25 protein-coding genes and 1 pseudogene are annotated in these 25255 nt (G+C 66.1%); 11 read left to right on the forward strand and 15 right to left on the reverse strand.

Annotated features, from left to right (window positions below):
• Positions 1-13 precede the first annotated feature (13 nt).
• Complete coding sequence (locus tag AC5LXX_RS23900; RefSeq protein WP_493411203.1) at positions 14-1399, reverse strand: amino acid permease; 1386 nt, start codon at positions 1397-1399, stop codon at positions 14-16.
• A 319-nt stretch (positions 1400-1718) separates the two neighbouring features.
• Between AC5LXX_RS23900 and AC5LXX_RS23905 the strand changes: the two genes are divergently transcribed.
• On the forward strand, positions 1719-2192 hold the full coding sequence (locus AC5LXX_RS23905) for an Lrp/AsnC family transcriptional regulator (protein ID WP_174379575.1): 474 nt from the start codon (positions 1719-1721) through the stop codon (positions 2190-2192).
• Between the two features lie 39 nt (positions 2193-2231).
• Here the strand turns inward: AC5LXX_RS23905 and AC5LXX_RS23910 are convergent, their stop codons facing one another.
• Complete coding sequence (locus AC5LXX_RS23910) at positions 2232-3143, reverse strand: EamA family transporter (protein ID WP_493411204.1); 912 nt, start codon at positions 3141-3143, stop codon at positions 2232-2234.
• A gap of 347 nt (positions 3144-3490) precedes the next feature.
• On the opposite strand from AC5LXX_RS23910, the gene AC5LXX_RS23915 reads away from it, so the two are divergent.
• Complete coding sequence (locus AC5LXX_RS23915; protein WP_493411205.1) at positions 3491-5164, forward strand: phospholipase C; 1674 nt, start codon at positions 3491-3493, stop codon at positions 5162-5164.
• A 96-nt stretch (positions 5165-5260) separates the two neighbouring features.
• Positions 5261-6682, forward strand: coding sequence for a cytochrome-c peroxidase (locus AC5LXX_RS23920; RefSeq protein ID WP_493411206.1), 1422 nt, complete (start codon positions 5261-5263; stop codon positions 6680-6682).
• 24 nt (positions 6683-6706) lie between these two features.
• On the opposite strand, the gene AC5LXX_RS23925 is transcribed toward AC5LXX_RS23920, so the two are convergent.
• The 5 genes from AC5LXX_RS23925 to AC5LXX_RS23945 form a co-directional block, all read right to left on the reverse strand.
• Complete coding sequence (locus AC5LXX_RS23925) at positions 6707-7438, reverse strand: class I SAM-dependent methyltransferase (RefSeq protein WP_493411207.1); 732 nt, start codon at positions 7436-7438, stop codon at positions 6707-6709.
• Between the two features lie 79 nt (positions 7439-7517).
• A complete protein-coding gene (locus tag AC5LXX_RS23930) occupies positions 7518-8828 on the reverse strand; it encodes an NAD(P)/FAD-dependent oxidoreductase (protein WP_493411208.1) in 1311 nt (436 codons plus the stop codon).
• Entirely contained in the window at positions 8825-9580 is a 756-nt protein-coding gene (locus AC5LXX_RS23935) for an amino acid ABC transporter ATP-binding protein (protein ID WP_493411209.1), read from the reverse strand. Before AC5LXX_RS23935 ends, AC5LXX_RS23930 begins: the two co-directional genes overlap by 4 nt.
• Positions 9577-10233 (reverse strand): amino acid ABC transporter permease, encoded by a 657-nt coding sequence (locus tag AC5LXX_RS23940; protein ID WP_493411210.1) that lies wholly within the window; start codon positions 10231-10233, stop codon positions 9577-9579. The genes AC5LXX_RS23935 and AC5LXX_RS23940 overlap by 4 nt, the downstream gene beginning before the upstream one ends.
• 88 nt (positions 10234-10321) lie before the next feature.
• Positions 10322-11098 (reverse strand): ABC transporter substrate-binding protein, encoded by a 777-nt coding sequence (locus tag AC5LXX_RS23945; RefSeq protein ID WP_493411211.1) that lies wholly within the window; start codon positions 11096-11098, stop codon positions 10322-10324.
• 160 nt (positions 11099-11258) lie between these two features.
• On the opposite strand from AC5LXX_RS23945, the gene AC5LXX_RS23950 reads away from it, so the two are divergent.
• The 5 genes from AC5LXX_RS23950 (at position 11259) to AC5LXX_RS23970 (ending at position 15250) form a co-directional block, all read left to right on the forward strand.
• Positions 11259-12050, forward strand: coding sequence for an IclR family transcriptional regulator (locus tag AC5LXX_RS23950; RefSeq protein WP_493411212.1), 792 nt, complete (start codon positions 11259-11261; stop codon positions 12048-12050).
• A 298-nt stretch (positions 12051-12348) separates the two neighbouring features.
• On the forward strand, positions 12349-12645 hold the full coding sequence (locus tag AC5LXX_RS23955) for a hypothetical protein (RefSeq protein WP_493411213.1): 297 nt from the start codon (positions 12349-12351) through the stop codon (positions 12643-12645).
• 162 nt (positions 12646-12807) lie between these two features.
• A complete protein-coding gene (locus AC5LXX_RS23960; RefSeq protein ID WP_493411214.1) occupies positions 12808-13350 on the forward strand; it encodes a PAAR domain-containing protein in 543 nt (180 codons plus the stop codon).
• On the forward strand, positions 13347-14126 hold the full coding sequence (locus tag AC5LXX_RS23965) for a VRR-NUC domain-containing protein (protein WP_493411215.1): 780 nt from the start codon (positions 13347-13349) through the stop codon (positions 14124-14126). Before AC5LXX_RS23960 ends, AC5LXX_RS23965 begins: the two co-directional genes overlap by 4 nt.
• A gap of 5 nt (positions 14127-14131) precedes the next feature.
• Positions 14132-15250 carry a type VI immunity family protein gene (locus AC5LXX_RS23970; protein ID WP_493411216.1) on the forward strand — a complete coding sequence of 373 codons (1119 nt, stop codon included), beginning with the start codon at positions 14132-14134 and terminating at the stop codon, positions 15248-15250.
• Here AC5LXX_RS23970 and AC5LXX_RS23975 read toward each other — a convergent pair.
• Entirely contained in the window at positions 15195-15647 is a 453-nt protein-coding gene (locus tag AC5LXX_RS23975; protein WP_493411217.1) for a Gp49 family protein, read from the reverse strand. The genes AC5LXX_RS23970 and AC5LXX_RS23975 overlap by 56 nt on opposite strands.
• Here AC5LXX_RS23975 and AC5LXX_RS23980 point away from each other — a divergent pair.
• Complete coding sequence (locus AC5LXX_RS23980) at positions 15646-16974, forward strand: MFS transporter (protein WP_493411218.1); 1329 nt, start codon at positions 15646-15648, stop codon at positions 16972-16974. The genes AC5LXX_RS23975 and AC5LXX_RS23980 overlap by 2 nt on opposite strands.
• Positions 16975-17038: 64 nt before the next feature.
• Here the strand turns inward: AC5LXX_RS23980 and AC5LXX_RS23985 are convergent.
• The 6 genes and pseudogenes from AC5LXX_RS23985 to AC5LXX_RS24010 all read right to left on the reverse strand — a co-directional run.
• A pseudogene (locus AC5LXX_RS23985) lies at positions 17039-17128 on the reverse strand (TIGR00366 family protein); the annotation flags it as partial.
• Positions 17129-18388 carry a type II toxin-antitoxin system HipA family toxin gene (locus AC5LXX_RS23990; RefSeq protein ID WP_493411219.1) on the reverse strand — a complete coding sequence of 420 codons (1260 nt, stop codon included), beginning with the start codon at positions 18386-18388 and terminating at the stop codon, positions 17129-17131.
• Entirely contained in the window at positions 18385-18699 is a 315-nt protein-coding gene (locus AC5LXX_RS23995; RefSeq protein WP_493411220.1) for a helix-turn-helix domain-containing protein, read from the reverse strand. The genes AC5LXX_RS23990 and AC5LXX_RS23995 overlap by 4 nt, the downstream gene beginning before the upstream one ends.
• Positions 18700-18952: 253 nt before the next feature.
• A complete protein-coding gene (locus AC5LXX_RS24000) occupies positions 18953-20287 on the reverse strand; it encodes a chloride channel protein (protein ID WP_493411221.1) in 1335 nt (444 codons plus the stop codon).
• A 165-nt stretch (positions 20288-20452) separates the two neighbouring features.
• Positions 20453-21694: a cytosine deaminase gene (gene codA / locus AC5LXX_RS24005; protein ID WP_493411222.1), complete on the reverse strand. Its 1242-nt coding sequence runs from the start codon at positions 21692-21694 to the stop codon at positions 20453-20455.
• 74 nt (positions 21695-21768) lie between these two features.
• On the reverse strand, positions 21769-22233 hold the full coding sequence (locus AC5LXX_RS24010; RefSeq protein ID WP_493413403.1) for a VOC family protein: 465 nt from the start codon (positions 22231-22233) through the stop codon (positions 21769-21771).
• Between the two features lie 310 nt (positions 22234-22543).
• Here AC5LXX_RS24010 and AC5LXX_RS24015 point away from each other — a divergent pair, with 310 nt between their 5' ends.
• Positions 22544-23686 (forward strand): porin, encoded by a 1143-nt coding sequence (locus AC5LXX_RS24015; protein ID WP_493411223.1) that lies wholly within the window; start codon positions 22544-22546, stop codon positions 23684-23686.
• 205 nt (positions 23687-23891) lie between these two features.
• Positions 23892-24194 carry a DUF4148 domain-containing protein gene (locus AC5LXX_RS24020; protein ID WP_493411224.1) on the forward strand — a complete coding sequence of 101 codons (303 nt, stop codon included), beginning with the start codon at positions 23892-23894 and terminating at the stop codon, positions 24192-24194.
• Between the two features lie 111 nt (positions 24195-24305).
• Here the strand turns inward: AC5LXX_RS24020 and AC5LXX_RS24025 are convergent, their stop codons facing one another.
• Positions 24306-25253, reverse strand: coding sequence for a LysR family transcriptional regulator (locus AC5LXX_RS24025; RefSeq protein WP_493411225.1), 948 nt, complete (start codon positions 25251-25253; stop codon positions 24306-24308).
• Between the last annotated feature and the right edge of the window lie 2 nt (positions 25254-25255).

Here is a 25255-nt window from a genome sequence, read left to right on the forward strand (position 1 = left end):
GTCGTGGCCTGCGTCAGCGTGCGGATACGCCGTCATGCACCGCATAGCCTGCATTCTTCTGACGGAAGCGATACCCGACCGCGAGCACCGCGAGCCAAACCGGGATCAGGTACACCGACAGGCGGAGATCCGGCGTCAGGTACATCACGACGAGAATGCCGGCCATGAATGCCAGGCACAGGTAATTCGTGAAAGGATAGCCCAGACTGCGGAAGGAAGTCTCCTCCCCGGCTGCACGCTTGGCCTGGCGGAACTTCAGGTGGATCACCGTGATCATCGCCCAGTTGATGATCAGCGCCGACACGACGAGGCCCATCAGCACCTCGAACGCCTTGCCCGGCATGAAGTAGTTGACCAGCACGCACACGCCGGTCGCGAGCGCCGACGCGCCGAGCGCGGCGAGCGGAATGCCGCGCTTGTTCACCGAGCACAGCACCTTCGGCGCATTGCCCTGCTGCGCGAGGCCGAACAGCATCCGGCTGTTGCTGTACACGCCGCTGTTGTAGACCGACAGCGCGGCCGTCAGCACGACGACGTTCAGCACGTTGGCCACCACGTTGCTGCTCAGTGCGTGGAAGATCAGCACGAACGGGCTGCCGCCGGTGACGACCTTTTCCCACGGATACAGCGACAGCAGCACCGCGAGCGCGCCGATGTAGAAAATCAGGATGCGGTAGATGACCTGGTTGGTCGCGCGCGGAATGCTGCGCTTCGGATCGTCAGCCTCGGCCGCGGTGATGCCGATCAGCTCCAGCCCGCCGAACGAGAACATGATCGCGGCCATCGACATCACGAGCCCCGACACGCCGTTCGGGAAGAAGCCGCCGTGCTGCCACAGGTTCGCGATGCTTGCTTCGGGCCCCGCATGGCCGCTCGCGAGCAGCCAGCCGCCGAAGCCGATCATCCCGACGATCGCGGCGACCTTGATGATCGAGAACCAGAATTCCGTCTCGCCGTACGACTTCACGCTGGCCAGGTTGAGCAGGTTGATCGCGACGAAGAACACCAGCGCCGACACCCAGGTCGGCACGCCCGGCCACCAATACTGCACGTAGATCCCGACGGCCGACAACTCGGCCATGCTGACGAGGATGTACAGCACCCAGTAGTTCCAGCCCGACAGGAAGCCGGTGAAGTGGCCGACGTATTTGTTCGCGAAGTAGCTGAACGACCCCGCGACGGGCTCGTCGACGACCATCTCGCCGAGCTGGCGCATGATGAAGAACGCGACGATGCCGGCCACCGCATAGCCGAGCAGCACGGACGGGCCCGCCATCTTGATCGTCTGCGCGATGCCGAGGAACAGCCCCGTGCCGAGCGCGCCGCCGAGCGCAATCAGCTGGATGTGCCGGTTCTTCAGCCCGCGCTTCAGGCCGTCGCTCTCGTTTCCAGAAACCATGTCTTCTCCATTCTGCCCGCCTCCGCCGGAAGCGGTGCGGCGCGCCTCGGGGTGCCGGGCGCTGTTTTTGCTGTGCCGGCAGCCGTTCGTGGAGCCACCGGGTTGGGGGACTGCAATCTTCGTGTGGCGGCGCCCGATTCGCGTCGGCGAACCCGCCAGACCGGCCGCCGACTGTCGCCGCATCCGCATTGCTGCGGCCGCACACGAAAATCCGGGGTCAGTTTAGCGTTGCGACGACGAAATCGGGTTGCGTAACCGGTTCATGCAAACCCTACATTATGAGATAAGATTGCGCTCAGGAGACAAATAAGGAAACAAAATGCCTGAACCGGTTCTCGATCGTATCGACCGACATTTGCTTTCGATCCTGCAGGAGAACGGCCGTGCGTCGAACCTCGACCTGGCGAAGGCTGTCGGCCTGTCTCCCGCGCAGACATTGCGGCGCCACCGGCGGCTGGAGGAGATCGGTGCGATCCGCCGCTATGAGACCCGTCTGTGCCCCGATACGCTCGGCTTCGGCGTCACGGCGTTCGTGCACGTGACGATGGAGCGCGGGCATATCCGCGACCTGTCGAAGTTCCAGAAACTGGTGTCCGATCTCGCGCAGATCCAGGAATGTTTCTCGGTGACGGGCGACATCGACTACGTACTGAAGGTCGTCGCGCACGATTTGAAAGGGCTGTCGCGGTTCCTGCTCGAGACGCTGATGCGGATTCCCGGCGTGAGCGGCGTGCATTCGAGCGTGTGCCTCGACGAGATCAAGTGCACGAGTGCGATGCCGGTGGAAAGCTGACGCGTCACGCGGCGCGCCCGGCACATCGGGTCGACGCGTTTACCGCACCGCTTCGAACACACTGATCAGCAACGCCCCCGCCGCGATCACCGCGCATCCGGCCGCCCGGCGCGGCGTCAGCCGTTCGCCGAGATAGACGCGCGCAATCAACGCCGCGAACACCACGCTCGTTTCCCGCAGTGCCGACACCGGACCCATCGGCGCGCGATCCATCGCCCAGATCACGATGCCGTACGCGAGCGCCGCGAACACGCCGCCGCAGGCGGCCTTCGCCGTCTCGCCGACGTCCTGCGTCAGCCGCAGCGGCCCCGCCCGCAGCCGGTAATACGCGGCCATCAGCGCGCCCGTCAGCACGAACATCCATGCCGTATAGCCGACCGTGCTGCCGCTCTCGCGCACGCCGATCCCGTCCACCACGCTGTACGCCGCGATCGACACGCCGGTTGCGAACGCGGTCGGCAGCACCTGCATCATCCGGTGTTTCGCGCCGCGTCCGCGCTCCAGCCCGATCGCCATGATGCCCGCGCAGATCAGCACGAGCCCGCATTGCGCGCCGATGTTCAGGCGCTCGCCCGCGAACGCCGCCGCGCCGAGCGTGACGAGCAGCGGCGCCGTGCCGCGCGCGACCGGGTATGCGACGCTCAGGTCGCCGTGTTCGTACGCTCGGACGAGCAGCAGCGTATAGACGACGTGGATCACGGCCGACACGACGACGCAGAGCCAGCTCGCCGGCGTGATCGGCGCGGCAGCCGGCAGGAACAGCAGCGCGAACACCCCGATCGCGATCTGCAACACCGTCGCCGAGCGCAACCGGTCGCCGCTGCTGCGCACCAGCGCGTTCCATGACGCATGCAGGAACGCCGCGCACAGAACGGCGAACAGAACGGGGATCGGCACGCTGAAACCTCCCTGACGGTTGGAAATCACGCGACGGGCGCGACAGGCGCTCATCGTATGAATGCGTAACCGGATTGTCAAAAAAGCGCCGCACGGCGTTTCGTAGCCGAACTGGCTGGCCACGCCCTTTCGCCCGCCCCGCATGGCTCCCGCGGCGATCGCCCCGCGCGCCGCCGAATGTAACGCCGAGGTGGCAAGCAGCCCCCCCTTTCCATTCTCTTTCGTGTCGCGTCGGGCCGTAATGAAATCGATACCGCAACGCAACCGTCGCGAAATCACTCCGTCCCCATATCTTCATACGCGACTGTTCCAATGCGCGTGCTCTGTCACGAGCTTCGCGCCGAACCGACACGGCGACGGGGCCGCTCTCCACCATCGCAGACCTTACCTGGAGTTTCCCGATGTTCCGTCAAGCCTTGCTCGTCACTGCCTGCGCGGCCGCAGCGCTGGCGCTGTTCGCCTGCGGCGGCAGCGACGATCCCACGTCGACGCCCGCCGTGTCGTCGCAGGACGCGCTGCAGACCGCCACGCCGATCAAGCACGTCGTCGTGATCTATGGCGAAAACATCTCGTTCGACCACTACTTCGGCACCTACCCGAACGCGACGAACCCGTCGGGCGAACCGGCATTCACCGCGAAGTCCGGCACGCCGACGCCGAACGGGCTGACGGGCACGCTGCTCACCGCGAACCCGAACTTCACGAACACGGCCAACGGCACCGACGCGGCGAACCCGTTCCGCCTCGACCGCACGCAGGCCGCAACCGCCGACCAGAACCACGCGTACACGGCCGAACAGCTGGCCGAGGACAACGGTCTCGCCGACCTGTTCCCGAAATACACGGGCAAGGGCTCGTCCGGCGGCGCCGGCGCGTTCGGCACGAAGGGCCAGGTGATGGGCTACTTCGACGGCAACACCGTGACGGCACTGTGGAACTATGCGCAGCGCTTCGCGATGAGCGACAACACGTTCACGACGGTCTACGGCCCGTCGACGCCGGGCGCGCTGAACGTCGTGTCGGGCCAGACCAACGGGATGCAGATCGTCAAGACGTCGAAGCAGCCGTCGACGCTCGCCGCGACCTCGTACTACATCAACGACGGCCAGGGCGGCTTCACGATGATCAACGACGTCGACCCGGGCTTCGACGTGTGCTCGAGCACGACCGACCAGGCGATGATGACCGGCAAGAACATCGGCGACCTGCTGAACGGCGCGAAGATCACGTGGGGCGGCTTCATGGGCGGCTTCAACCTGTCGACGACGAACGGCAACGGCACGACGGGCTGCGCGCGCAGCACGGTCGCCACCGCCGTGAACGCCGCGACGGCCGACTACATTCCGCACCACAACTGGTTCCAGTACTACGCATCGACCGCGAACCCGCAGCACACGCGCCCCAGCTCGGTCGCGGCGATCGGTTCGAGCTTCCAGGTCGACGGCAAGACCGCCGAACCCGCGAACCACCAATACGACACGGACGACTTCTTCGCGGCCGTGAAGGCCGGCAACTTCCCGTCGGTCAGCTACCTGAAGGCGCCGGCCGCGCAGGACGGGCACGCGGGCTATTCGGATCCGCTCGACGAGCAGGAGTTCGTGACGAAGGTCGTCAACTTCCTGCAGCAGCAGCCGGACTGGCAGAACACGGCCGTGATCGTCACCTATGACGACTCGGACGGCTGGTACGACCACGTGTACACGGCGCCGACGCACGCATCGTCTGACGCGGTCGACCAGGTCAACGGCGCCGGCAAGTGCGGCACGGGCGGCACCACCGGCGTGAACGGCGCGACCGTGAACGGCCGCTGCGGCCCGGGCGTGCGCATTCCGCTCGTCGTGATCTCGCCGTACGCGAAGCAGAACTACGTCGACCACACGATGCTCGACCAGGCGTCCGTCGTGCGCTTCATCGAAGACAACTGGCTCGGCGGCCAGCGCATCGGCGGCGGCTCGTTCGATGCGACGGCGGGCGATCTGCGCAACCTGTTCGACTTCTCGTCGAAGCCGAATACGACGCCGCTGTACCTCGACCCGACGCTCGGCACTGCCCTGAGCGCCGCACCGGCGATCTGACCGTCACGGCATGACCCGCATGGCCGGCGCACGACGCGCCGGCCGTTTCCATTTCAACGCGCCGCTTCGTGCGGCGCACGATTTTCGACCGACAGCATGACAGCTCGCCCCGCGTTTTCGTCTCCCGACACCTCCGGCTCCCCCGCGCCGCGTGCCCCTTCCCGCCTGCTGCGCCGCGCGGCGTTCGTGCTCGGCGCGGCCGTGATCGGCTACGGCGCGTTCGCGATCGCATTTCCCGCGCAGGTGCCGGCGGCGATCGGCACGGTGGTCGCCGACTGGACGGGCGCGAATCCGCATCCGGTCGTGCTGCAGCGGCCCGCCGCGCAACCGCTGTCGGCGGTCGCGCAGCTCGGGCGCGCGCTGTTCCACGATCCGTCGTTGTCCGCGTCGGGCAAGCAGTCGTGCGCGTCATGCCACAGCCCCGATCATGCGTACGGCCCGCCGAATGCGCTCGACGTGCAGCCGGGCGGCCTCGCGATGACGCAGCAGGGCTATCGCCCGCCGCCGTCGCTGATGTACCTGTACCGCCAGCCGAACTTCAGCATCGGCCCCGATGCCGGCGAAAACGACGCCGCGCCGAGCGTCGCGCAGCAGGCCGCGTCGGCGGCCGACGTCGTCAAGGCGCAGAAGGTGGCCGGCACGTCGGCCGCGCCGCAGCTCGTGCCGCAGGGCGGGATGTTCTGGGACGGCCGCGCCGACACGCTGCAGCAGCAGGCGTTCGGCCCGCTGCTGAATCCGGTCGAGATGGCGAACGCGAGCATCGATGACGTGGCGCACAAGCTCGCGCAGTCGTCGCACCGCGCGCAGTTCGAGAAACTGTTCGGCGCACGCGTGTTCGACAGCCCGCAGCTCGCGGTATCGGAAGCGATGTTCGCGATCGCGCGCTTCCAGGTCGAGGATCCGTCCTTCCACCCGTACAACAGCAAGTACGACCGCTGGCTCGAAGGCCGCGCGCGTCTCACGCAGGCGGAACTGCACGGGCTGCGCCTGTTCAACGATCCGGACAAGGCGAATTGCGCGGGCTGCCACCTGTCGAAGCCCGGCAAGGACGGCTTGCCGCCGATGTTTACCGATTACCAGTACGAGGCGCTCGGTGCGCCGCGCAACAAGGCGCTCGCGCAGAACCGCAACCCGGCGTTCTACGATCTCGGCGTGTGCGGGCCGTTCCGCGACGACCTGAAGGACCAGACGCAGTATTGCGCGATGTTCCTGACGCCGACGCTGCGCAACGCGGCGACGCGCCACGTGTTCTTCCACAACGGCGTGTTCCATACGCTCGACCAGGTGATGGCGTTCTACAACGAGCGCAGCATCTCGCCGCAGAAGTTCTATTCGCGCGGCGCGGACGGCAAGGTCGACGAGTACGACGACATCCCGCCGAAATATCGCGCGAACGTCGACGTGACCGATGCGCCGTTCGACCGCAAGCCGGGCGACAAGCCGGCAATGACGGCGCAGGACATCAAGGATATCGAAGCGTTCCTCGGCACGCTGAACGACGAGCCGGCGCGGCACTGAGCGCCGGCCGTGCGCCGCGTCGCATCAGCAGCGCGCGCGGATGCACAGGAAGGCCGGCGCCAGCGACAGCTCCGCGTGGAGCCGTTCGGATGCGGCCTTCATCTCCGGCAGCGGCTTCGGTTCGACGAACCGGTCGAGCCGCCAGCCGCCGTCGGCGACCGCATTCAGGATATCGGCGAGCGGCCGCCGCCAGGCCTCGACATAGGGCCGCGGCTCGCCGAATCCCGACCAGTGGAAACCGAAACGCGACGTGTCGAAGTACGTGCCGTCCCCGCGCGTGCGTTCGTCCATCCAGTCGCGCATCGGATGCGCCATCGAGAACACCAGCGTCGCACCGGGGCGCGCGACGCGCCGGAATTCGCGCAGCGTCGGCGCGAGATCGCGCACGTAGTCGAGCGCAAGCGAACACAGCACCTTGTCGACCGCGTGATCCGGCAACCACGCAAGCGGCGCCTCCAGATCGCCTTCCACGACATCGACCGCGAGGCCCTCGCAGCGCGTTCGCGCGAGCGCGATCATCTCCGGCGTGACGTCGAACGCATGCACGGTCGCGCCGCGGCGCGCGAGGTGCTCGCTGCAGATGCCGGGCCCGCAGCCGGCGTCGAGCACCGTCAGGCCGTCGACGTCGCCGAGCAGCGCCATCGTCGCCGGCCGTTCATATAGCGCGTTGTGCGCCTTCGTCGGCGCGATGTCCGCGTAGCGTTGCGCGAAGCCCGCATAGGCGCGGCGGCCGGGCGATTCGTTCGGATCGGTCATGCGGCGTCCGTCGGCAGAAACAGGGAGTGTCGATTCTGCCCGATCGGACGACGGTTGGCGATGCGGTTTCCCGCTTGCGTTACGACAGGCTGTCGAGCAGCCGATACCAGGCCACGCCGGCCGCGATATAGAAGCGCTGCAGCCCGTGAAACGGGATCGGCCGGACCGGCGTGATCCGGAACGGCAGCGGCAGCTGCGCATCGCCCGACAGGTGCGCGGCCAGATGCTTGCCGAGCGTCGTCGCCATCGCGATGCCGCGCCCATTGTAGCCGAGCGCGATCGTCACGCCCGGCGCGGGCTCGTGCACGTGCGGCATGAAATCCGAGGTGATCGCGACGCGCCCGGCCCAGCGGTATTCGAACCGGACGCCCTTCAATTGCGGATACAGCAGCGTCGTCGCACGCTCGAGATGGCGCCAGTCGCTCGTCGCACGCGGTTCCGCGAACGGGCCGCGGCCGCCCATCAGCAGGCGCCCCGCCGCATCGCGCCGGAAGTACAGCAACAGCCGCCGCGCATCCGATGCGACCTCGCCGCCGGCGAGGATGTCGCGACCGAGCGCCGGCGCGAGCGGTTGCGTCGCGACGATGAAGCTGTTCGCGGCGATCACCGACTGGCGCAAGCCGGGCCACAGCCCGTCGGTATAGCCGTTGGTCGCGATCACGACGCGGTCCGCCGACACTGTCGCGCCGCCGGCCGTCGCGACCTGCCAGCGGCCGTCGGCACGCGTCAGCCCGACGGCGCGCGTCATCCCGTGCACGACCGCCCCGCTCGCCTGCGCCGCGCGCACGAGGCCGCGCGTATAGCTGAGCGGCTGCACGCTGCCCGCGCGGCGATCGATCCAGCCGCCCGCATAGGCTTGCGTGCCGAGCCGGCGCGCAACATCGTCGCGGTCGAGCAGTTCGACCGGTGCGCCGCGCGCGGTCCATTGCTGCGCACGCCGCGCGACCGTCTCGAGCATCGCGGCGGTCGGCGCCGGCTGGATCCAGCCGTGGCGCCGCGCATCGCAGTCGATCGCGTGCCGCGCGATCAGGTCGAATACCGTGTCGGCCGCACCGCCGGCCACATCGGCAAGCTGCTCGCCGGCTTCGTCGCCGAACCGGCGGATCAGCTCGTCGGGGTCGTATTTCAGGCCGGGGATCACCTGCCCGCCGTTACGGCCGGACGCGCCCCAGCCCGGCTGCGCGCCGTCGATCACGCGCACGTTCACGCCGCGTTCGGCCAGGTGGAGCGCGGTCGACAGGCCGGTGAAGCCGGCGCCGACGATCGCCACGTCGCACGACGCGGACGCGTCGAGCGCGGGTGTATCGGGCGCCAGCGCGGCGGTCGCCGCCCACAGCGAATCGGACCACTGCGCGTCGGGCCGTCCGGGTGCCGCGTTCGTTGCGCTCATGTTCGATCCGGGTGGTCGGCGCCGTCCGACGCCAGCAGGCGGCGCAGGAATTCCTGCGTGCGGGGATGGGTCGGCTGCGTGAGCACGTCGCGCGCCGGTCCGCTTTCGCAGATGGTGCCGTCGTGCAGGAAGCACACGCGATCGGCCACTTCGCGGGCAAATCCCATTTCGTGCGTGACGACCACCATGGTCATGCCGTCGCGCGCGAGCCCGCGCATCACGCCGAGCACCTCGCCGACGAGTTCGGGGTCGAGCGCCGACGTCGGTTCGTCGAACAGGATCGCCTGCGGCGCCATCGCGAGCGCGCGTGCGATCGCGACGCGCTGCTGCTGCCCGCCCGACAGCTCGGACGGATATGCATTCATCCGGTGCGCGAGCCCGACCTTGTCGAGCAGCGTGCGGGCCTGTTCGCGCGCTTGCGCGGCCGGCCGGCGCCGCACGTGCACGGGCCCTTCCATCACGTTCTCGAGCGCCGTGCGGTGCGCGAACAGGTTGAAGCGCTGGAACACCATGCCGACCCGCATCCGCAGCTCGTGGATCCGTTTCGACTGCGCGTCGACCTTCACGCCGTCGATCTCGATCGATCCTTCGTCGTAGTTCTCGAAGCCGTTGATACAGCGCAGCACCGTCGACTTGCCCGAGCCGGACGGCCCGATCAGGCACACGACTTCACCTTGCTGCACGTCGAGGCTCACGCCCTTCAGCACGGCGTGCTGCTGGAAGCGCTTGTGTATCGCATCGATCCGGATCATGCGCTTCTCCTCAGCGAGAGCCGCTTGCCCAGCCGGTTCACGCCGAACATCAGCGGCAGGCCGAGCGCGAGATACAGCAACGCGACGAGCGTATAGACGCTCATGTTCTGGAACGTCGACGACGCGATCAGCTGGCCGGCACGCGTGATCTCCGCGACCGTGATCGTCGACGCGACCGATGAATCCTTCAGCAGCATCACGAGCGTGTTGCCGTACGGCGGCAGCGCGATGCGGAATGCCTGCGGCAGCACCACGCGCCGCATGATCATCGGCCCGCGCATGCCGATCGCGTGCGCGGCTTCGATCTGGCCGCGGTCGATCGCCTCGATGCCGGCGCGGAAGTTTTCCGCCTGGTATGCCGAGTACGCGATGCCGAGGCCGAGCACGCCGGCCTGGAACGCCGACAGCTGGATGCCGAGATCGGGCAGCACGAAGTACATGTAGAACAGCTGCACGATGATCGGCAGCCCGCGGATCACGTTGACGACCGTGCTGCCGGCCGTCGACACCACACGGTTGCGCGACACCTTCAGCAGCGCGAGGATCAGCCCGAGCACCGAGCTGAGCACGAACGCGCATGCCGTGATCTCGATCGTGACCACCGCGCCCTTCAGCAGGATCGGCAGGAAATCGATCGCGTTCTGAAAAAACATGAGATCTCCTATGCGATGGCCTACCGGCACGCCGCAGTGGGTGCCCGCGTCGGGCGGGCGATATCGTTCGGGAATCGCGGGCCGGCGCTCAGCTCATGTGCCACTTCTGCAGGATCTGCTGCAGCGTGCCGTCGCTCTTCATTTTCCGGATCGCGCCGTTGAGCTGCTCGAGCGTCGCCGTGTCGCCCTTGCGCACGATGAAGCAGACCTGCCCCTTCACGGCGCTCTGGTATTCGGGCACGAGCCGCACCTGGCGGTTGACGCCGTGTTCGATCTGGTACGCGACGATCGGCTGGTCGGCGAAGCCAGCCTTGATGCGCCCGAGTGCGACGTCGCGCATGATGTCGGCGATCGAATCGTAGGTCCGGACTTCCTTGAAGATGCCCTTCTTGTTGAGCGCGTCGACGAACGCCGTGCCGACCTGCGCGCCGACCACCTGATCCTTGAAATCGTCCATCGACGTATAGCGGCCGGGGTCGTCGGCCTTCACGATCAGGCCTTCGCCGAACGAGTAGACGGTGTCGGAGAAATCGACGACCTGCTGGCGCGCCGGCGTCTTCAGCATCGCGGCCGAGATGATGTCGATCTTCTGCGTGGTGAGCGACGGGATCAGCGCCGAGAACACGGTCTGCTGCACGTCGACGCGAAACCCGGCCGACTTCCCTGCCGCGGTAATCGCATCGACCATCATCCCCTGGATCGAATTGCTCTTGACGTCGAGAAACGTGAACGGCACGCCGGTGGCCGTCGCACCGACCTTGAGCGTCGGCTCGGCCGCGCCGGCACCGGCCGATGCCGTGGAAAGAACGATGCAGGTGGCGAAACCGGCGGCCAGTGCGCCGAACCGCTTGATGAACGGAATCATGGTGACTCCCTCTCGAATAATCCGGTGCGCCGGCCGGTCGCTGATCGACACTGCGACGATGGCTTGATCTTAAAACGAATCAAAAACATCGCAAATAGATTTTTACGTATCGATATTCGATACGCTATGATGTGATATCGAATCGATTCCGCCCTTCGCCATGGAAACGTCGCCCGACCAAGCAAACGACCTCCTGTTCAACCAGTCGCTGGAGAAAGGGCTGAACGTGTTGCGCGCGTTCAGCGCGAAGCGACGCACGATGACGCTGGCTGAAGTGGCCGACGCGGCCGGCATGACGAAAAGCTCGGCGCAGCGGATGGTCTACACGCTCGAGAAGCTCGGCTACATTCGCAAGCATCCGGTCACGCGGCGCTACCAGCTCACGCCGCACGTGATGCGGATCGGCTTCAACTATCTCGCGGCCGATACGCTGATCGACGTCGCGAATCCGTTCCTGTCCGAGCTCACGAACCTGACCGGCGAAACCACCAATCTCACCGAGCCGGACGAGGATGAAATGGTGTACGTCGCGCGTTTCGTGTCGACGAAGTTCGTGCCGATCCACATGCCGATCGGCAGCCGCATCCCGATGTATTGCACCGGCTCCGGTCGTGCGTTCCTGAGCGCGTTGCCGCCGGACCACGCGCGCGCGCGGCTCGACGACATGGTGCGCACGCCGCATACGCCGCGCACGGTCACGGCGCTCGACGAACTCGTCGCGCTGCTCGACAGCGCGCGGCGCGACGGCTACGCGACCAACCAGGAAGAACTGTTCATCGGCGACATGTCGATTGCGGCACCCGTGCTCGGCAGCCAGGGGCTGCCAGTCGCGGCCGTGCACGTGGTCGCGCCGACGAGCCGCTGGACGTTCGACGACGCGCGCCGCAAGCTCGCGCCGGCGGTGATCGACTGCGCACGCGGGATCAGCAATTCGATACGGACGCTTGAGTAGCGACGGCGAAATGGCATGCGGCGCGCCGTTGCATGGCGCAACGGCGTTCGATCGCTACTGCGGCTTCGGCGAATGCTCGGTTCGATAAGTACTGTTGGGCTGGGCTTTACGGAAATGCCACGCGTAAGGCCCGGTGAAAGCATGCCCCTCTGGAAACCCGATCCCCTCTTCTTCTGTTACGTATCGTCAGCGAATCTAGCACGGTTCAGCACCGTCGGCCCGCCCGAACTGAAAACGTGCAGGCCTTGATTTCTCTATACTGACAGACCAACCAATTCCACCCGGGGATAACAAAAAAATGCCGCTGAATGACTCGATTGATGTTCGACTTGACCCGAAAGCCGTCCGTCTCGCCATGGACATGCCTCGCACACTTCTTTCGGGCAAGATCGCGACACCTACAGGAATTACTCCGAATCGCCGCGCCATCCTCGAAGCTGCAAAGGAGCAGGCGAAAGTCCTCCGAGTGATCTTCTTGGGAATGAGCCCGATCAACGATACCGCCGCCTTCAGTGAGCTGCGGGACGAAGTGGCCGAATTCGGCGTCTGGGTAGAGGCGCAGCTCGCTGAACTCAATGCCAAAGAAGCAAAGTAACCGATGGCCGCTTGCTGCTGACGAGGCGATAGAACCAATCAGCAGCAAGCGCACGATATTCCCTCCACCTTTGACAATCCGATTTCCCCGTCAAATCTGACAGGATAGAAGCGCGTTCGGCACATGCTACATTCCGCTCGGGTTTACCTGAGAGGACCAAGCATGAGCTCAGCATTCATTCGAGAGGGCGATACAACGTCCCACGGCGGCCGAGTGCTCGCCTGTACATCTACCAACGTCGTATTCGGCAAGCCACTCGCGCTCGAAGGCGACATGGTGTCGTGCCCGAAGTGCAGCGGCGTCTATCCGATCGTTGCTGTTCGGGTTCGCAGCATGACGTTCGGCGGCCGCGCCGTGGCGACCGAGGGCGACAAGACCGCGTGCGGTGCGACGCTGATCGCTTCGCAAGGCGAGGCGACTGTAGAGCCGACTTCCGGCGCGGGTGGGTCGGTCGGCGCGGGCAAGAGCGTGGTTGCGCAGACCCTCGCGCAGGACGATGGTGCCTATCGCGGGCGCTTCCAACTCGTCGACGACCAAACGCGCGCCCCCCTCGCAAATCATCGCTACACCGTCACATCGTCCGATGGGCAACAGATACAAGGCACAACGGACGCGGACGGCCACACCGAATGGCTCAACAGCCATCAGGCGTCGTCGTTGACGTTCGATCAACCTGGATCGACTGCAGGCGGCAGCGAAGCATGAGCGGCCCGTATTCGGCCGGGTCCGCCGCCGGCGGTTCGCGAGCTGGCACCGGCCAGACAACCGTTGTCGGTGCCAGGAAGGGCATCACCCCCGAGGACAAGGCGTTTCTTTGTCGGGTCATGTGCAATTGCGGCAAGATCGGTGTCTGGACGCGCGGTGGCGGGCGTCTTCAGCGCCAGAAGTGCGTCGAGCAGCGGATCGACGCTGAGAACGATAGATCGGTCGCGGCAACAGGGCAAAAAACCGTTTACGTCCCGGAGGTCAACTACAACATGACTACGAGGCCGCCCTCGCCGATCATGTCCGCCGACGACCCGCTGGAACCACACGGCGACTTGCTTGACTATATTCGCAACAGCTGGCCAGGCAGGATGAAAGGCTACCTTGAGGGAAAGCGAGCCGGCATAGACCAGACCCGGCGGCCGGATGTCGTGATCGTGAACGATCCCTCGCAGCCGCCCGAGCAATCGAATCTGCGAGCGGTCATAGAGATGAAGTTCGATGACGAAATGCGGAAGGGCCAAGCGGCCGACTACGTGAAGATCGCGGGCGACGAATCGAAGTACGTGCCGCTGAAGAAGGCACAATGCGGATGCCCCGACGAGGATGCGGAGAAGGAGCCAGCACGCTCGACCCAACGTAGCACCAGCACGGACATGGACGAGTTGTTCGGCCAAAATGCCGGAGGGGCGCACAATACCGGCCCTCTGGGACTGCCGAAACTGCCGCCGATCGGACCCGGCCCAGCGAATCCCGGCCATGCTTTCCCCTTCTGACGACCATGACGAAAGACGAACTGACTGCGTGGGCCAACGACCCACAGCGACAAGACACCCTGCCCTTCGGTCTGTACGAACCGCTCGAACAGAAAGCGATCGTTGGGGCTGCCTTGGTAGTCCGCGGCGTGCTCTACTTCAAAGGCGGACACAGCAAGCCCGTGCGCGACGCCCTCGTCGCCTGCTACAACCGGTACATGGCCGCGATCGATGAGTTCGCGAAGGACTTCGCGAAAGCGTCGGAGCAGCCCGCCCCGACGGCAAGTCCAATGCGATGGTTCTACGAGGAGGGTCAGAAGCCGGTCGAGTTCTCGAAAGCACGCGGGTTCGCTGCCGTCGCCGACAGCCTTCCGAGCAGCCAGGTGCTCGTGGCGACAACGACCAGCGCAGGCCACAAGCTCGCGACAGGATTCTTTGAATTTACCGCGTTCTGCATTCCGGATTGGCAGGCGGAACTTGGGGACCGCGGGCTCGATGCCATGGTGTTCACCGTGCCCCGTCGTTTCCTCGAGCTTTGCCCCGGCACTTTCGAACAGTTGTTCGCGGAGTTCGCCGCGGCGGTGCCGACGATATGGGGGCACGCGGGTATCGGGGTCAACCTTCCGCCGCTGGATCCGGAAGCCAATGAAGCAAGCGAGAATTTCTGGTCGCGGCTGTATGGCCCAGGCGTCGACGTCGGCGATCCGACGCGGACGTCGATCCGCGACCTCGAGGAGAAGATCAAGACCGTCGACTGGTTGACCGCTCTGGGCGGTGATCTTGTCCGTCGCGCTGGCGGCGCTGACGCCTTGATGCTGCCGCCTGATTGGTACCGCAAGACCTCGCTCGCAAACGGCGGGTTACTGATTCAAGCCGGCACCGGTCCGGTAGCCGGCGTGCCGATCGGCAAGGGCATCCCGCCCGCGCCTCCGTCTGCATACGTTCTGTTGAATCACGCGCTGCGCGCGATCGTTGCCGACAAGAGCGGCATCCTCCAGCGCGGCACGGTCAACAGCACCGCGCCCTTGCTCAATACGACCGTCGCAAGCGAGGCATGGCTACAGCGCTTCAACGTGCCCGACGACGAGCTCAACGGCTACTGGGCCGAGTTGCACAAAACGCCGAAGCTGCCCGCGACTCCGTAAGTGCTTTCGTGACGGACGGCACACCGGTGTGTGCCTGTTCGCGCGCGAGGAACGCGAAGCACTTCCACAGCCCGCCGAATGCCCGGCAACGCGCCGCCAGCCTGCCGCGCTCGGCGTCGAAATCGGCAGGATCGCCACATGTGTCTTCGCCACGCTCAGTCCATCCGTTGTCGAGCGTGATCGCCACCCCACCACCCGCATCCGCAAGCGCAGTGACAAGGCGCCGGCCCGAGCCGGCCGGCGCCAGGACGCCCTTGATCGCCCCGCTCCGTTCGAGCGCCGCCGGCGCGGCTCCGTCGACTGCCCATCCGCTGCCTGCATCGCAGCGGCATTTGCCGAACGCGGCGCGCCGTGCTTGCCGTGCGCGCCGGTTCGCTCTTACCGGAGTCGTCCGCATGTCCACTCATCACGCCCAGGCCCTGTCCCCCGCCACCGGCGACGCGAGCGCGTCGCTGAACCGGCTGCTGTTCCGCAAACTCATGCCGCTGCTGATCGCCGCGTATGTGATCAGCTTTCTCGACCGCACCAACATCGCGTTCGCCAAACATTCGATGGGCGTCGATCTCGGCATTTCGTCGGCCGCGTACGGGCTCGGCGCGGGGCTGTTCTTTCTCACCTACGCGCTCTTCGAGATTCCGAGCAACCTGATCATGCATCGCGTCGGCGCGCGCTTCTGGATCACGCGGATCATGATCACGTGGGGCGCGCTGTCGGTCGCGATGGCGTTCGTCCGCGGCGAAACGTCGTTCTACGTGATGCGCCTGCTGCTCGGCGTGGCCGAAGCCGGCCTGTTTCCCGGCGTGATGCTGTATCTGACGTACTGGTTCGGCCGCGAGGAGCGTGCGCGTGCGACGGGCTATTTCCTGCTCGGCGTGTGCATTGCGAATATCGTCGGCGGGCCGCTGGCCGGTGCGCTGATCGAACTCGACGGCACGCTCGGTTTCCACGGCTGGCAATGGCTGTTCGTCGTCGAAGGCATTCCGGCGATCCTGCTCGCGTTCGTCGTGTGGACGCGATTGCCGGACCGGCCGAGCGCCGCGCCGTGGCTCGCCCCGGAAACCGGCCGCGCGCTCGAGCGCAAGCTGGCCGCCGAACAGGACGCGGGCGTGGCCGCGCACGGCGGCCACGCGTTCGGCGCCGCGCTGCGCGACCCGCAGATCTGGCTCGCGATCTTCGTGTATTTCTGCCACCAGTTGACCATCTACACGGTGATCTTCTTCCTGCCGGGCATCATCGGCGCGTCGGGACGTCTTTCGCCGGTCGCGGTCGGGCTGCTGACGTCGCTGCCCTGGCTCGCCGCCGCGCTCGGCGCCGGGACGCTGCCGCGCTTCGCACGCGAGTCGCGTCATTCGCGGCGGATGCTGTGCGCGGGGCTCGTCGTGATGGCGGCCGGGATGATCGGCGCCGCGCATGCGTCGCCGTTGGCGGGGCTGCTCTGCGTGTGCGTGGCCGCGTCGATGTTCTTCGTCGTGCAGTCGATCGTGTTCACGTTTCCGGCGTCGCGGCTCGCCGGCAGCGCGCTGGCCGGCGGGCTCGGACTCGTGAATACCTGCGGGTTGCTCGGCGGCTTCGTCGGGCCGACCGTCGTCGGCGAGATCGAACAGGCGACCGGCAATGCGAAGAACGGGTTGACGCTGCTGGCGGCCGCACTCGTTATCGCGGCGTTCGCGAGCCTCGCGTTGCGTCACGGGCACGAGCGCGCCGACGTGCGGTCGCACGGCTGACGGCGGACGGGATTCGCGCCGGCAGGATGCGGGCGTTGCCCCGGCCGCATCTCGCCTCGCTCCGTCAGAACAGATACATCCCAGCGACGAACACGACGCCCGAGAACAGCAGCGTCGTCACGCAATACCCCATGATGTCGCGCACGCCGAGCCCCTAGCGCAGCAGCGCAACGTTCTCGTCGATTCGACGCTGAATGTCCGTCAGGGTGTCTTCTGTGATGATCCCCTCGTAGCGGCGCTTCGCAATGGCCGAGAACTGACTGGCCACTCCGCACATTCCGTCGATCATGTCGCCGGCAGCGGCTACGGAAAGCTCCGCTTCCTTTGCCAGTCCGAGTAATGCCGCCCGGTCGATCCGCAGCGCCTCGCCCATGACGTCCATTTGGTGGTAACCGCCCGGCCCCTCGCAGAATGTCACGTCGTAGGCCGGCGCGAGTTTCCACTGGCCGGATCGCGACATGACGTAGGCGAAGTTTTTCGGATGATCGTCGCGATTATTGAACGCGACATTGAAGACAGCCCGTTCAAACGCCCGCGCCTTCTCGCGTACGTCGTTGGTGCACATGTGAGTCGCGCGCAAGAAGTTCACGTAGTCCAGCGCACCCGGCGTTTTGTAATCGGCACCGGTAAACGCGGCAACGCTTTGCATGGGCACGCGCAGACCGTCACGTCGATCGAAACGCCTGGACGCAAATGCCGCCATCCCGTCAGGCAAATTGAAATGCAGCGTGTCCGGGGTCTCGATGCCGCACATGCGCAAGCACTCGGCGTAGACCATTTCGATCGCGCACACCTCGGGATGCTCTTGCCGGGCCGGGAACTTGACCAACCATGCTTCAAAACCCGCCACCGCGGCCGTGGTAAAAACGCCGGACTGCGGATCACGATAGACCAGAGCCTTCGGCCTGGCACCTTGCGGAGAGCCGCCCACCTGCAGCAGTTGATGAAGGAATTCGCCGCCCTCACCATTTAGGACTTGCTGTACCTCGGCCGCGAGCCGATCGAGAGGAATATCCGGCTGCGGCGCCTGGATCTCGAGCGCGACCGGCTCGAACGACATGGCGCCCATTGCGTGGTTGCCAATGTAAGCCAACCGCTCCAGCGGCCCGATGCGTGCCGCATTGAGACCGCGGCGTTTGAACAAGCGGTCCATGAGCAACATGCCCCATCCGTCGGGCAGCGCGTCATAGACCGGGCCGGGCAATCCCAGCTGGTGGGACGGAAAGTCCTTACGCAGCCTCGCCCCATGCAATGGGAGCGCATAAGACGACAGTTCCAGCCCCCTCTTGCGCGCATCATCGCTATATTCGAATACGATCAACGGGCGCCCCGTGATCGCCGTCGTAGAAACCATCGATCCCCACAGCCAGTGCTCCCCCCAGCCGTCGTAGTAGACATCGATCCGCTCGATCATTTCTGGTTGCCCCTCTTGACGCGCTGACGCTTGGCACTTTTTTCATACCGCTGAACGTCTTCCAGGCTATCGAGCTTCGGCAGGAACAATCCTTCGAGTTCCTTGCTTCGTCCCAGGACCATGGCTACACGAACTACCGTATCGAGGCTCACATTGCGTCCGGCTTCCAGATTGGACACGGTATTGGAACCGACGCCGGCACGCGCGGCTACCTCGCTTTGCGTCAGTTGCAACGCCAGCCGCTCCGTGCGAAGCCTCGCGCAAAGCAGTGTGACGATTTCGTCGGGCTTGCGAAAACTTAATTCCAACATAATGGGTCTTCCCGCGCTATATCTCTCGTAACTCACAGTATTATAGAGTTACAGGAAAGATGCGTTCAGGAAATATAATTCCCTTATATTATGTCTTATGGCGCAATTTTCCCGGATAATCCACTTCAAGACGGAATTGATGCGTCAGCGATGCATGCTCTTCCCGTACCCGCGCGACGCCCCTCCAAATACGCCACGTCGTGGATAGATCGCGGCGCTCGTCGATGCGTATACGGCCCCTGGCGTTAGCCCGCTAGCGAGCAACCGCCTCCGGCGTGCTGACGGCTGCGATCGCTATCGCTCGCCGCTCCACCAGCTTCTGCGCGAACCTGTACGCAACGAGCGAACCGGCCACGGCCAGCAGCATCGGCACGAGGCTGTCGTGATTCGCGCGCGTGAATTCGAGCATCAACACGACGGCCGTGATCGGCATCTGCATCGACGCGGCGAGAAACGCGGTCGCGCCGATCAGCGCGCATCCGCCGAGCGATGCGCCCGGCCACACGAGGCTCCACAGCCCGCCGAGCACGACACCGAGCAGCGCGCCGTTCGCGAGGCCCGGCGTCAGCAGCCCGCCTTCCGCGCCGGCCCGCAGGCTGCCGGCTTCGATCAGCACTTTCAGCACGAGCAGCGCAGCGGCAACACCGATCGTCAGCGTCCCGTCGAAACCCAGCGATGCCGGCCCCTTGCCGTTGCCGAGCAATTGCGGAAAACGCATCGCGAGCACACCGATCACCGCGAAATTGACCAGCGCGAACACGGGCAGCCGCCAGTCTTTCGGCGCGTCTGCTCGCGCGCGGCTCGTGAGCCGTACGAAGCCGTAAGCGGCGAAACCGAACAGCGGCCCGCAGACGATCGACCACGCGACGAGCGGCGTGCTCAACACGAACGCGGGCACCGTGTACTGGTGCTCGTTGCCGAGGCCGATCCACGCGACGACGGCCGCGATGGCCGATGTCACGACCGCCACGACCACCGCACGCAGTTCGAACGTGCCGAGCAGCACTTCGAGCACGAAGACCGCACCGCCGAGCGGCACGTTGTAGACGGCCGCAAGGCCCGCGCCGGCGCCGCACGCGACCATCAGCCGGCAGTCGTCGGGCGTGAGCCCCGCCGCGTGCGCAAGCCGCCCGGCCAGCAGCGAACCGATCTCGCGCGGCGCGACTTCGCGGCCGAGCGGCGAGCCGAGCGCAACGGTAACGATCTGCAGCAGCGCGTGAACCGTCGTGCTGACGAACGGCATCCGCGGATCGGCCGCACGCACGGCGCGGCGGATGCTGACGAGCGGCCGGCCATACCGGTAAAGCGCCCACCAGCCGCCGCCGGCGACGATCCCGCAGACGATCAGCACCGTGACCCGGCGCAGCGGATCGGCACCGGTCACGCCATTGAGGAAGCTCTCGGAACCGATCACGTGCGCGACGCTGTAGCCGTACGCGACGTGCTGGATCGCATGCAGCAGCAGCGCGAGCAGCATGCCGCCGAAGCCCGCGCCGACGCCGGTCAGGACCGTGACGACGGCCATGCGCGCGAACGGGCTGGCGGGCGGTGAAGAAGAAGCGGGAGCGGACGGGAGATCGAGGCGCATGGGGTCGGCGAACGAAGATCGAAAGGACGGCCCGCAACCTGCACGCCGTCGTCAGGACCGAATCGTAGGCCCGCGCCTCTCATGAGACAAACGTATTTTTCAAATCAACTCATGTATTTTGTGAATACATGAGGACCGGCAGGCCGTGATGGCCCGCCTTCCGCGTCAATCCGGATACGTCACGCGCTCCGGCTCGCGCCGCATGATCACCTTCCCGTGGCGGACCGACAGCGTCGCCTTCGCCTGCCGTCGCACGGCTTCGTAGTCGCTGTCCGCGTCGAGCACGACGAGATTCGCCGGACGCCCGACCGCGATGCCGTAGCGGTCGCCGAGATGCATCGCCGTCGCGCTGTGGTCGGTCACGAAGTCGAGGCAGCGCTGCAGGTCCTCGTAACCCATCATGTGGCAGATATGGAGGCCCGCATCGAGCACGCGTAGGATGTTGCCGTTGCCGAGCGGATACCACGGATCCTTGATCGAATCCTGCCCGAAGCACACGTTGAGCCCGGCGCGGTCGAGTTCCGCGACGCGTGTGACGCCGCGCCGCTTCGGAAACGTGTCGAAGCGCCCTTGCAGGTGGATGCTCTCGGTCGGGCACGAGATGAAGTTCAGGCCCGCGCGCTTCAGCAGCCGGAACAGCTTCGAGCAGTACGCGTTGTCGTACGAACCCATCGCGGTCGTGTGGCTCGCCGTGACGCGCGCGCCCATCCCGCGCACGCGCGCCGCTTCGGCGAGTACCTCCAGAAAGCGCGAATGCGGATCGTCGGTCTCGTCGCAATGCACGTCGACGAGGCAGCCGGTGCGTTCCGCGAGATCCATCAGGAAGCCGATCGAGCTGACGCCCTGCTCGCGCGTGTTCTCGAAATGCGGAATCCCGCCGACGACATCCGCGCCGAGGTCGATCGCCTGCTCCATCAGCGCGCGGCCGCCCTCGAACGATTCGATGCCTTCCTGAGGAAACGCGACGATCTGCAAGTCGATCAGCCCGCGCGCCTCGTCCTTCACTTCCAGCATCGCCTTCAGCGCGGCGAGCGTCGGATCGGTCACGTCGACGTGCGTGCGCACGTGCTGGATCCCGTGGTCGCGCAGCATGCCGATCGCCGCATGCGCGCGTGTCTTCGTATCCTCGTGTGTGATCGTCGCCTTGCGTTCGGACCAGCGCTCGATGCCCTCGAACAGCGTGCCGCTCATGTTCCATGCGGGTTCACCAGCCGTCAGCACCGCATCGAGGTGGATATGCGGTTCGACGAGCGGCGGAATCGCGAGACGGCCGCCGCCATCGATATGGTCGGGGTTCGTCGACGCAATCGGCGCGGTTTGCGCATCGATCCGCGCGATCTTGCCAGCATCGATGCCGATCGTGAACAGGCCGTCGCGGCCGCGCAGGCGTACGTTGAAGAGATTCATGTGGGTCCGGTCGTCAGGCGGCCGCGGCGGGCCGCATGTTAAGGAAAAGGAATGCCGGCGACGCGCGCAGGCATTTACCTGAAGTCGTCGATCTTCAGGCCGGTCGCCGCGCTCATCTCGTCGTTCGTCACGTCACGCACGTGCTTGCCGAAGGTCCACACATGCCGGCCGGGGTCACGCGCGCGATACACGCGCTCACCGTAAAACTGGTCGGCCGGCGCTTGCAGGATCTCCGCGCCGGCGGCACGCGCACGTTCGCAATGCGCATCGATGTCCGCATCGTCGGGAAGATGCACATGGACATTCTGCGTATTGCGATCGCCCGTGTCTTCCGGCGACGCGACGAAATCGGCCCATGCGCCGCCGATCATCACGATGCCATCGCCGAACTTCATCTCGGCATGCGCGATATCGCCGTCGGGCGTGGTCACGACGATGAAGCGTTCGAAGCCGAAGGCGCGCTCGAGCCAGTCCAGCGCGGCTTTCGGATTGCGGTAGCACAGGGCGGAGCTGAACGACGGACGACGGGCGGTAGCCATGGGTTGTCTCCGGATCTCGGCATCGGAGTGTCCATTCTCCGCGTCCGCCGCGCGGCGATCAACTCCGGCCTTGGCGGCCCGCATGTTGTCGATGCGCGACATGCCGCGTGCGGCCAACCCGCGGGGCGCTGCGGGCGGCGGGCGAGAACGCCCGGCGTGCGGCCCTCGCGTCGCTTTGTGAAGGCGGTATGACGGACTCTTGCGCAACGCGCAAAGGAGCGCTCGCATCCCGGTACCCCGGAATCGGACGACCGCGCCCCTACACTTGCGCCGAACTTTTGTTTCCCGTCCCACACGCAGGAACTTCACCATGAAAAAAACCCTGATCGCCGGCGCATGCACCGCCGCCCTGTTCGCGCCGCTCGCCCACGCGCAAAGCTCGGTCACGCTGTACGGCCTGATCGACGCCGGCATCGCGTATACCAACAACGTGAACGGCGCGTCGCAGTGGCGCATGGCCAGCGGCACGGTCAACGGCAGCCGCTTCGGCGTACGCGGCACCGAGGATCTCGGCGGCGGCCTGAAGGCGCTGTTCGTGCTCGAAAACGGCTTCAACGTGAACAACGGCGGGCTCGGCCAGGACGGCAAGCTGTTCGGCCGCCACGCGTATGTCGGCCTCAGCCAGGCCGGCTACGGCACGCTGACGCTCGGCCGCCAGTACGACACGATGGTCGACTTCGTCGCACCGCTGTCCGCCACGGCAGGCGACTTCGGCGATGCGGGCTTCGCGCATCCGTTCGACAACGACAACCTGAATCACTCACTGCGCATCAACAACGCGGTCAAGTACACGAGCGAGTCGCTCGCCGGTTTCAAGGTCGGCGCGATGTACGCGTTCTCGAACTCGACGAGCTTCAGCGCCAACCGCGCGTACAGCGTCGCGGCGAGCTACACGAACGGCCCGCTGAAGCTGGCCGGCGCGTACCTGCAGATGAACGGCACGAAGGGCTCGACGAGCGCGAGCCCCGGCGCGACCGATTCGGCCGAAGCGAAGAGCGTGAGCCAGGGCGGCTGGTCGATCGGCTCGGACCGCATGCGCACGTATGGCGGCGGCGTGAGCTACGTGTTCGGCCCGGCGACCGTCGGCTTCGTCTACACGCGCTCGCAATACGACAACACGGGCGCGTTCGGCTCCACCGGCCAGGTCGCGTTCAACAACTACGACGTGAACGTGCGCTACGCCGTGACGCCGGCCGTCAGCCTCGGCGCCGCCTACGTGTACACGGACGCCAGCGTGTCGAACCCCGACAGCAAGCACGGCACCGATCCGAAGTGGCACCAGGCCAACCTGCAGGCCGTGTACAAGCTGTCGCGCCGTACCGACCTGTACGCGGAAGCGATGTTCCAGCATGCGTCCGGCCGCGGCTACCAGGCGTTCATCAACACGTCGGGCGGCGCATCGAGCACGGCGAACCAGGTGGTCGGCACGATCGGCATGCGCACGCGCTTCTGACCGGTGTGATGCCGCGTCGCCCGCCGGCCTCGAACCATGGGTCCGTTCGCCGCGGGCGACGGGCGCCAATGTTGTGCCATCTGGAAGGCAGCCTGCCTGGAATCGGGGTTTTTGCGCGTGCAGCCGCTACGTAGACTGGCGTCGAAGGCTCGGGTCATGCGTCGCGCATCGATCCGGCCACCCACCCCGTATTCAGGAGAACCTCGTGAAATCGCTCGTCGTTACCGCCGCCGCTGCCGTCCTGCTTGCCGCACCGGCCCTGTCGTTCGCCCAGCAGGCACAGTCGCCCGTCACGCGCGCGCAGGTGCTGCAGGAGCTGATCGATCTGGAATCGGTCGGCTACAACCCGGCGCATGGCGAAGCCGACAACTATCCGGAGGACATCATGGCGGCGCAGGCGCGGCTGCAGGCGAAGCGTCTCGCCGAACACAAGGCGACGCAGGCCGCATACGGCCCGGCCGGCCAGCCGGCAACCGAATCCGGTGCGGCAGCGAAGCCCGCGCCGTGACGACGTGACAAAGCGCCTCGCCCGCGTGAAGGATGTTCAGCGGGCAAGGCGTGTATCGCTCATGCGTGAAGAAGCCTGCAACGAAACGACGCACCTGTGTGCGCCCGGCGCTCAGGCAGCCTGCGGTTCGCGATCGATCGCGCTCAGCATCTCGACGTCTCGCGCGATCATGCCCGGCACCTGCGCACGCAGCATCTCGACCCAGGTCCGCACCTTCGCATCGACGAAGCGGCGTGACGGATACAGCGCGTATACGTTCATCTTCTGCAGGATGTGCGCGGGCAGCACGCGGACGAGCGTGCCGTCGCGCAACGCGTCGATCGCCGAGTACAGCGGCAGCATGCCGATCCCGATGCCGTCGCGGATCGCGAGTGCGAGCGATTCGGCCGTATTGGTCTGCACCGGCCCCGCGACGTGGATCTGCTCGACGCCCTCGGGCCCCTCGAGCACCCATTCGTGCGTCGGGAACGCGGGCGTACACAGCGTCAGGCAGGCATGCGCGGCGAGATCCTGCGGGCGGGCCGGTACGCCATGCCGCTTCACATAGTCGGGCGACGCGCACAGGATGCTGAACGTCGAGCCGAGCAGGTGCGACACGAGTTCGGAATCGGGCAGCGACGACGCAGTCACGACGGCCATGTCGCTCGTCCCGTCGAACAGGTCGGGCATGCGCTGCGACAGCGACAGCTCGATCGACACGTCCGGGAACTGCGCGTGATAGCGCGTCAGCGCGGGCAATACATAGTGATGGCCGACGCTCGCGAAGCTGTGCATGCGCAGCACACCGGCCGGCCGTTCGTGCGCGCAGCTCGCCTCTTCTTCCGCGCGGTCGACGTCGGCGAGGATCTGGCGGCAGCGCCGCAGATAGCTTTCGCCGGCCGACGTGAGCGCGAGACGGCGCGTCGAGCGATTCATCAGACGGGTGCGCAGCCGCGCCTCGAGCTCCGACACCGCGCGCGACATCGCGCCCGTCGTCGAGTTCAGCGATTGCGCGGCGGCCGTGAAACTGCCCGTCTCGACGACGCGCGAAAACACCCGCATGTTTTGTAGGGTATCCATTC

Source organism: Burkholderia torrens (assembly GCF_984668525.1).